The sequence below is a fragment of the Streptomyces laculatispora genome (assembly GCF_017353455.1).
Classification (GTDB): domain Bacteria; phylum Actinomycetota; class Actinomycetes; order Streptomycetales; family Streptomycetaceae; genus Streptomyces; species Streptomyces laculatispora.
Window position 1 is genome coordinate 1 of record NZ_JAFMPZ010000571.1, and the last position, 7,512, is coordinate 7,512.

The window sequence follows — 7,512 nt, forward strand, 5'->3', positions numbered from 1 at the left end:
GGCTACGGGAGCGACTCCGGCCGTTCGAACGATGGCTACAGCACCCTCGGCGGTACGCGTCAGACCCGTACCCGCCTCCCCGACAGCCAGGGCGGCGACGGCTACGGCCCCCGCCGCCCTGGCCCGCAACTCCCGCTCGCTCTTCACGGTCATCGGCGTGGTGGTCCTGCTGCTGGCGGCTATCGCCTTCGCGAACATGGGCGGGGGCGGCGGTGGTGACGGCGGCAACGGTGCACCGGGAAGCGAGGGCAAGAAGGCCGGCTCAGCGCCCACCGCGGCTACGGGGACGAAGCCGGTGGCGGGGAAGAACGGCTCGATTCCTTCGGGGTTCGCGCATGACGAGCAGGGGGCGCAGAGCGCGGCGTCCAACTTCGCGGTGGCGCTCGGCTCAGCCGACATGTTCAACTCCACCTCCCGTCAGGCCATCGTCCGGGCCACCCACGACCCGGCAATCGTTGAGCGGCTCGTCTCCGACCTGGACAAGGCCTATTCCCCGGGCTTCCTCAAGAACGTCGGCCTGAATGATGACGGCAGCACTCCTGGCGGTCTGACCTTCGTCTCCCGGACGGTTCCCGTGGGCACGAAGACAGTCGAGCACAGTGGTGACACAGCCACTGTTGAGGTCTGGTGCACCGGCCTTGTCGGCATGGCCGGACAGGGGTCCACAAAGCCTGTGACCGAGACCTGGTTCACGATCTCGGAGAAGCTCAAGTGGATCGGGAACGACTGGAAGATCGAGTCGTCGAGCCAGACAGAGGGCCCCACTCCTGTCAGCGGCGACAACCGGGCATCCACGGCTGATGAGATCGCCGGCGCGGTCCAGGGATACGGAGGCTTCACTTATGCCCGCTAACCGCCGCCGAGGCGCGCGCGCACTGTCGATCCTGAGCATCCTTCCGGCCACGGTCATCCTGCTGGCTTCGCAAGCCGCAGCGGCGCCGTCGCCGTCGCCGTCGCCCAGTAAGAAGGGCAACGAGGCGTGCGACCTCATCGTGGGGCTGGCCAAGGACTACTGCGAAGGCGACGCAGGCACCAGCAAGTCCAACGCCCCCAAAAGCACCGACCCCGCCCTGGACCCCCTCACCTCCCTGGGCCGCGGCTGTGCCGACGCCGCTGCCTGGATCGTCGGCAAGCTCAGCGACGCCGTCAAAAGCACCGCGAACGTCGACTTCACGAACACCCGGTTCCTCCAGCAGTACGCGATCGTCTTCGCCGCCTCGACCGTGCTCACCCTCGTCCTGTGGCTGCTCGCCGTCGCCAAGCGCGCCATCCGCGGCGTGCCGCTCACCACCGCCATCTCCGAGGCCATCGGCTTCCTGTGGCTGACGGTCCTTGCGTCCGCATTCACGCCGCTAATCCTGTACACGATCGTCTCCGCGACCGACGCCGTCACCGAGGTCATCGCCTCGTCCTCCGGCGGGCAGACAGACGTCTTCTTCGGATCGTTCGCCGAGGCGCTCAAGAAGGACTCCGACATCGGCGGCGGGCCGATCATGCTGATCGTCGTCTCGCTGGTGTCGATCCTCGCCGCGGGCATCCTCTGGCTGGAACTGGTGATCCGGGCCGCCCTGCTCTACGTCGGCGCCCTGCTCGGAACCGCCGTGTACGCGGGGCTCGTCGACAAGAACATGTGGGGACACGTACGCCGCTGGGCAGGCATCATGATCGCGGTGATCATGGTGAAACCGGTCATCGTCATCGTGCTCGGCCTGGCCGGCGCGCTGTCCTCGGACGACGGGCCCGACGCGTTCTCCGCCGTCGTCTCCGGGCTGGCCATCATCCTGCTCGCGATCTTCGCCTCCGGCATGATCTACCGCTTCGTCCCCGGCTTCGGCGACGAGATCCAGGGCGCCCGTACCAACCGCAAGCAGGCCACCGACGGCTCCCAGGCCGCCGCGATGATCAGCTCACCCGCGGCTCTCGTCTCCCAGGGCATCAAGACCCACAGCAGCCGCGGCGGCGGCCAGGACAGCGGAGGCGGCAACAACAGCGGCGGCGGACGCCCCGCCAATCCGGTCAGCGGCGGAGTCGCCGCCCACAGCTCCCGCAATTCCGGGAGCGGGGTCGGCGGCGGATCTGTCCCCTCCGCCGCACCTCCGCCCCGCAGCGGATCGGGTCCCACCTCCGGTACCCCGCACAGCAGCCGCAGCCCGCGCCGCGGATCAGGCGGTTCAGGTAACAACAGCACAGGAGGTGGCGGGCGTTGAGTACGCAGTCCCATCCGATCGCGCCCCGCCGTACGTATCTCATCGGCCGGGCCAGGCCCAACGCGATGGTCGGCAAGAACCGCGAGACCGGCGAGATCGCCCTCATCATCGGCGGGGCGTTCCTCGGCATGATGAGCGGACTGCTCGTACCGGTCCTGTCCATGCGGATCGTGCTGCTCACTGGCTTCCCGCTGCTCGCCCTGGCGATCGTCTACGTCCCGTACAAGCACCGGACCTTCTACAAGTGGTTCGAGATCAACCGCAGCTACAAGCGCTCCCTGCGCCGCGGCACCGCGTACCAGTCCGGCGCCATGGAAGCGGGCGTGAGCGCCGACGGGCGTGAGGTCGAGATCGGACCGCCCCCCGGCATCGGCCGGATCAACTGGCTGGCCGCGCCCTTCGGGCCGGACGAGATCGCCGTACTGCTGCACGCCGACCGCCGCACCGTCACCGCAGCGATCGAGATCGAGGGGCCGGGCGTCGGGCTGCGCGACAGCGAGGACCAGGAAGCACTCGTCGACCGGTTCGGCACCCTCCTCAAGCACGTCGCCAACGGCGACGGCTTCGTGACCCGCATCCAGATGCTGGCCCGTACCCTGCCCGCCGACCCCGACGCGCACGCCAAGGACGTCGCCCAGCGCGGCGACAAGGCCTCCCCGGGCTGGCTCCAGGAGTCGTACGACCAGCTCCAGTCCATGGTCTCCACCTCCAGCGAACAGCACCGCGCCTACCTCGTGGCCTGCATGGAGTTCGACCGCGAGCTCGCCGCCGAGGCCAACGCCATGGCCCGCGCCGCCCGCCCCCACGGCGGCCGCAAGCTCGACCGGGACGCAGGCCTCGCGGTCGTCATGGCGCGCGAGCTCACCGACATCTGCGCCCGCCTCGCCGAGGCCGACATCCGGGTACGCCAGCCGCTCGGCCAGAGCCGGCTGGCCTCGCTCGTCCACTCGATGTACGACCCCGACCACCCCATCGACCACATCCAGGCCATGACGAAGCGCAACGCCTGGCCGGCCGAACTGGACGCGGTCGAGCCGACGTTCCTCCAGGCCAAGACCCGTGAGTCGTCCACCCGCGCGCCCTGGTGCCACTCCACGGCCTGGGTGAAGGAGTGGCCGATGACGCCCGTCGGCGTCAACTTCCTGGCCCCGCTCCTCGTCCACACGCCCGATGTGATCCGTACGGTCGCGGTCTGCATGGACCTCGAACCCACCGAGATCGCCATCGAGAGGATGCTCACCGAGAAGACCAACGACGAGGCCGAGGCCAGCCGCCAGGCCAAGATGAACCGCACCGTCGACCCCCGCGACATCGCCGCCCACGGCAGGCTCGACCAGCGGGGTGAAGATCTCGCCAGCGGCGCGGCCGGGGTGAACCTGGTGGGGTACATCACCGTGTCGTCGCGTTCGCCCGAGTCCCTCGCCCGCGACAAGCGGACGATCCGGGCCTCGGCCGGCAAGTCATATCTGAAGCTGGAGTGGTGCGACCGCGAGCACCACCGCGCGTTCGTGAACACCCTGCCGTTCGCCACCGGCATCCGCCGCTAGCCGCACACGGCCGAGAGCACCGAGAGCACCGAGCACCGAGAGAGACGAAAGGGAGGTCGGTCACGCCATGCGAGATCCGCTGTCCGCGTTGTCGGACGCCTTTACCGCCTTCCTCTTCGGGAAGGTGGAGACGACCCGGCTGCCCGTCCGCACCTCTACCGGACAGGCCCAGGCGGTCTACCTGCCCACCGCCGCCCCCGGCCTCGGCGACTCCGGCGTGATCATCGGCCGCGAGGTGTACTCCGGCAAGGGCTACATCTACGACCCCTTCCAGCTCTACGGACAGCAGCTCCCCGCCCCGCACTGGCTGGTGCTCGGCGAGTCCGGGAACGGCAAGTCCGCGCTGGAGAAGACGTACGTGCTCCGCCAGCTCCGCTTCCGCGACCGCCAGGTCGTCGTCCTGGACGCCCAGGGCGAGGACGGCGTCGGCGAATGGAACCTCATCGCCCAGGAACTGGGCCTGACCCCCATCCGCCTCGACCCCACCTCCGCGCTCAACGGAGGCATCCGGCTCAACCCGCTCGACCCCGCGATCACCACCACCGGGCAGCTCGCCCTGCTCCGCACGATCATCGAAGTCGCCATGGGCCACGGCCTCGACGAACGGTCCGGCTTCGCGCTCAAGGTCGCGCACGCCTTCGTGAACGAGACGAAGGCCGACCGCCAGCCCGTCCTGATGGACATCGTCGACCAGCTGCGCCACCCGGAACCCGAGTCCGCCCAGGCGATGAACGTGGACATAGACGACGTACGGGCCTGGGGCCTGGACGTCGCCCTCGTCCTGGACCGGCTCGTCGACGGCGACCTGCGCGGCATGTTCGACGGGCCGACGTCCGCCGACATCGATCTGGACGCCCCGCTGATCGTCTTCGACCTCTCGCACATCGACCGCAACTCGATCGCCATGCCGATCCTGATGGCGATCGTCGGTGTCTGGCTGGAGCACACCTGGATCAGGCCCGACCGGAAGAAGCGCATCTTCCTGGTCGAGGAGGCCTGGCACATCATCAACTCGCCGTTCGTGGCCCAGCTCTTCCAGCGCCTGCTGAAGTTCGGCCGACGGCTCGGGCTGTCCTTCGTCGCCGTCGTCCACCACCTCAGCGATGTGGTCGACGGGGCCGCGGCGCGGGAAGCGGCGGCCATCCTCAAGATGGCGTCGACCCGCACGATCTACGCCCAGAAGGCCGACGAGGCCAGAGCCACCGGCCGGGTGCTCGGGCTGCCCCGATGGGCGGTCGAGATCATCCCCACGCTCACCCCGGGCATCGCCGTCTGGGACGTCAACGGCAACGTCCAGGTCGTCAAACACCTGATCACCGAGGCCGAACGCCCCCTCGTCTTCACCGACCGCGCCATGACCGAGTCCTCCGCCGTCGACCTGCTCCCGGAGGACGTACGCGCCGCCGAACTGGAGGCGGAACAGCGCGCGGCCCGGATCGAGAACCAGCAGCGGCTCAACGAGTCGTCCGAGTCAACGGTGGCATGACATGGCACGGCGCGGCGAGGCACGGCCCGGTGGCACCGGAGAGGGCGGCGGCGGTATCCCCGACGGACTGCTGATCGGCCTGCTGGCTTTTCTGCTCGGGCTGACCCTGCTGGCCTGGACGGCCACCGGTCTGTCCGGACTCCTCGCGCACGGCGCCTGGCCGCACGGCGTCACGCTCGCCGAGACCCCGCTGGCCATGCGCCGACTGGTGGAGGCCCCGCACGACCTGCCGGCCGCCTGGCCGACCACACCCGCGGGGGAGCTCTCCGGGTACGGCCTGTTCTGGGGCCTGTTCATAGGCGAACTGATGGTGCTGGTGGTACTGACCATCTTCGTCATGGGCGTGGTCGCGCGCTGGCGCGGCGTACGGTCCCGGCAGCGCGCCCAACGGCTGGAACAACTGGAGCAACATCAGCTGGACCACGCCCGGCCGCGGCCCGACCCGGGCAAGCGACAGGAGTACGCGCACGAGGTCCCGGCCCCCGACCCCGCACAGGCCCCGGCAGCCCGCACCGCCCCGCGGGAGCCGGCCCCGGCGGCCGCGGAACACCTCACCGAACCACAGCCAGAGCCACAGCCACAGGCCGCGACCCCGCCCGGCGCCACAGGCACCACCGCCGCCACCGAGCTCCTCGCGACCGCGCCGCCGCTCACCGTGCCCTCTCCCCGCGCCCAGCTCGTCGTCTACGGGCCTGCCGCCACCCGTCGGCCCACCGTCGTCCAGGCCATCAGCGAAGCCGACGGGCCCGTGCTCGTCGTCACCTCCGACCCCAGCGTCTGGGCCGAGACCAAGGACGCCCGCGCCAAGCTGGGCCCCGTCCTCATCTACGACCCGGGCCACCTCTGCGACACCCCGGCCAGGCTCCACTGGGCCCCTACCGCCGGCTGTGAGCTGCCCGACCGGGCGGCCGCCCGCGCCGCGGCCCTCCTCGCCCCGGTCCGCCCGCAGGCCCGCATCGACGCGGCGACGGCCGACACCGCCGAAACGCTTCTCCAGTGCTGGCTGCACGCCGCCGCCATCGACGGCCGCCCCTTCCGCCAGGTCCACCGCTGGGCACAGGGCGGCGCCGCGCACGAACCGGTGCGGCTGCTCCGTACCCACCCCAAGGCCGCATCCGGACTCGCCGGACTGCTGGAGTCCGCACTCACCGCACACCCCGAGCGCCGCGAGATGGCACAGGAACTCGCCGTACGGGCCTTCGGCGCGCTCTCCTCGGTCCACATCCGCGACGCCTGCACCCCCAACCGAGCCGATGCGCTCGCGCTGGAATCCTTCGCGGACGAGGGGGGCACCCTCTATGTGGTGGGTGAACCCATCGAGGACCCCCGATCGGCCCCCGGAGCCATGCCCCTGCTCACGGCGCTCGCCTCAGACGTGGTCGAGCACGGCCGCCGCATGGCCGCACGGTCATCCACCGGCCGGCTCGACCCACCAATGACGCTCGTCCTCGACGACGTAGCAGCCGTGGCACCCCTGCCCGGGCTACCCGAACTGCTGGCGACCGGCAAGAACCAGGGCCTGCCGACCGTCGCCCTGCTCCGCTCCCCCGAACAGGGCCGCGCCCGCTGGACCAAGCCACTCCAGACGCCGAGCGCGCCCTGATCGCCTGCCCCACCAGGGCCCTTACGGCCGGGCCACCGCATACTCCAGTTCACGGGCCGTGGGATCACCCTGCATCGGCACCGTCTCCCCGGTCGGCACGAACCCGATCCGGCGGTAGAACGCCGAGGCCCGCGGGTTGTTCTCGTGCACATACAGCCGTACCCGTGCGATCCGCGGCTCGCCCAGCGACCACGCCCAGTCCATGCCGGCCCGGAACAGTTCCTCGGCCACTCCCCCGCCCCGCGCCTCGGGGCGTACGAACACCCCCACCACATGGGCCTGGTGGACGTCGGCCGGCGTACCGAACCGCACCTCCCCGTCCGGCCGCTCGATCAGCACGGTCACCGAACCGGCCCAGCTCCCGTCCGGCGCCTCGGCGACGAACTGCCGCACTCCGCCGTCCCCCGCCTCGGACCCACCGACAGTCCGCTCCCGCCAGAGCTCGTCGGACTGCTCCAGGCCCTGCTCGTACGTCTCCAGGAACGCCACCGGCGCCGCTGGATCCTGCAACGCGGCCAGGCGGAGTTCCTTCACCAGCTGCCATTCATCCGCACGCACCGGGCGTATCACGTAGTCCATGCACCGATCCTGACCGGCCGCCCCGCACCCGTGCAAACAGATTCCGGCGGCATCCCGTCATCCCGCATCCTGGTCCGGAACGCAGAAAAG

The 7,512-nt window shown here is 70.4% G+C and carries 5 protein-coding genes and 1 pseudogene; 5 read left to right on the forward strand and 1 reads right to left on the reverse strand.

What is annotated here, in order from left to right; genetic code table 11:
* The 5 genes and pseudogenes from J1C73_RS30330 to J1C73_RS30350 all read left to right on the forward strand — a co-directional run.
* Positions 1-853, forward strand: a pseudogene (locus tag J1C73_RS30330) (hypothetical protein); the annotation flags it as partial.
* A complete protein-coding gene (locus tag J1C73_RS30335; protein ID WP_207319181.1) occupies positions 843-2,207 on the forward strand; it encodes a hypothetical protein in 1,365 nt (454 codons plus the stop codon). The pseudogene J1C73_RS30330 and the gene J1C73_RS30335, both read left to right, overlap by 11 nt.
* Positions 2,204-3,754 (forward strand): SCO6880 family protein, encoded by a 1,551-nt coding sequence (locus tag J1C73_RS30340; RefSeq protein ID WP_207319182.1) that lies wholly within the window; start codon positions 2,204-2,206, stop codon positions 3,752-3,754. The genes J1C73_RS30335 and J1C73_RS30340 overlap by 4 nt, the downstream gene beginning before the upstream one ends.
* 67 nt (positions 3,755-3,821) lie before the next feature.
* Positions 3,822-5,240, forward strand: a complete 1,419-nt coding sequence (locus J1C73_RS30345) for an ATP-binding protein (RefSeq protein ID WP_123460626.1) — start codon at positions 3,822-3,824, stop codon at positions 5,238-5,240.
* Between the two features lies 1 nt (position 5,241).
* Complete coding sequence (locus J1C73_RS30350; protein ID WP_207319183.1) at positions 5,242-6,843, forward strand: type IV secretory system conjugative DNA transfer family protein; 1,602 nt, start codon at positions 5,242-5,244, stop codon at positions 6,841-6,843.
* Between the two features lie 21 nt (positions 6,844-6,864).
* On the opposite strand, the gene J1C73_RS30355 is transcribed toward J1C73_RS30350, so the two are convergent.
* Complete coding sequence (locus J1C73_RS30355; RefSeq protein WP_207319184.1) at positions 6,865-7,422, reverse strand: GNAT family N-acetyltransferase; 558 nt, start codon at positions 7,420-7,422, stop codon at positions 6,865-6,867.
* Positions 7,423-7,512: the final 90 nt, after the last annotated feature.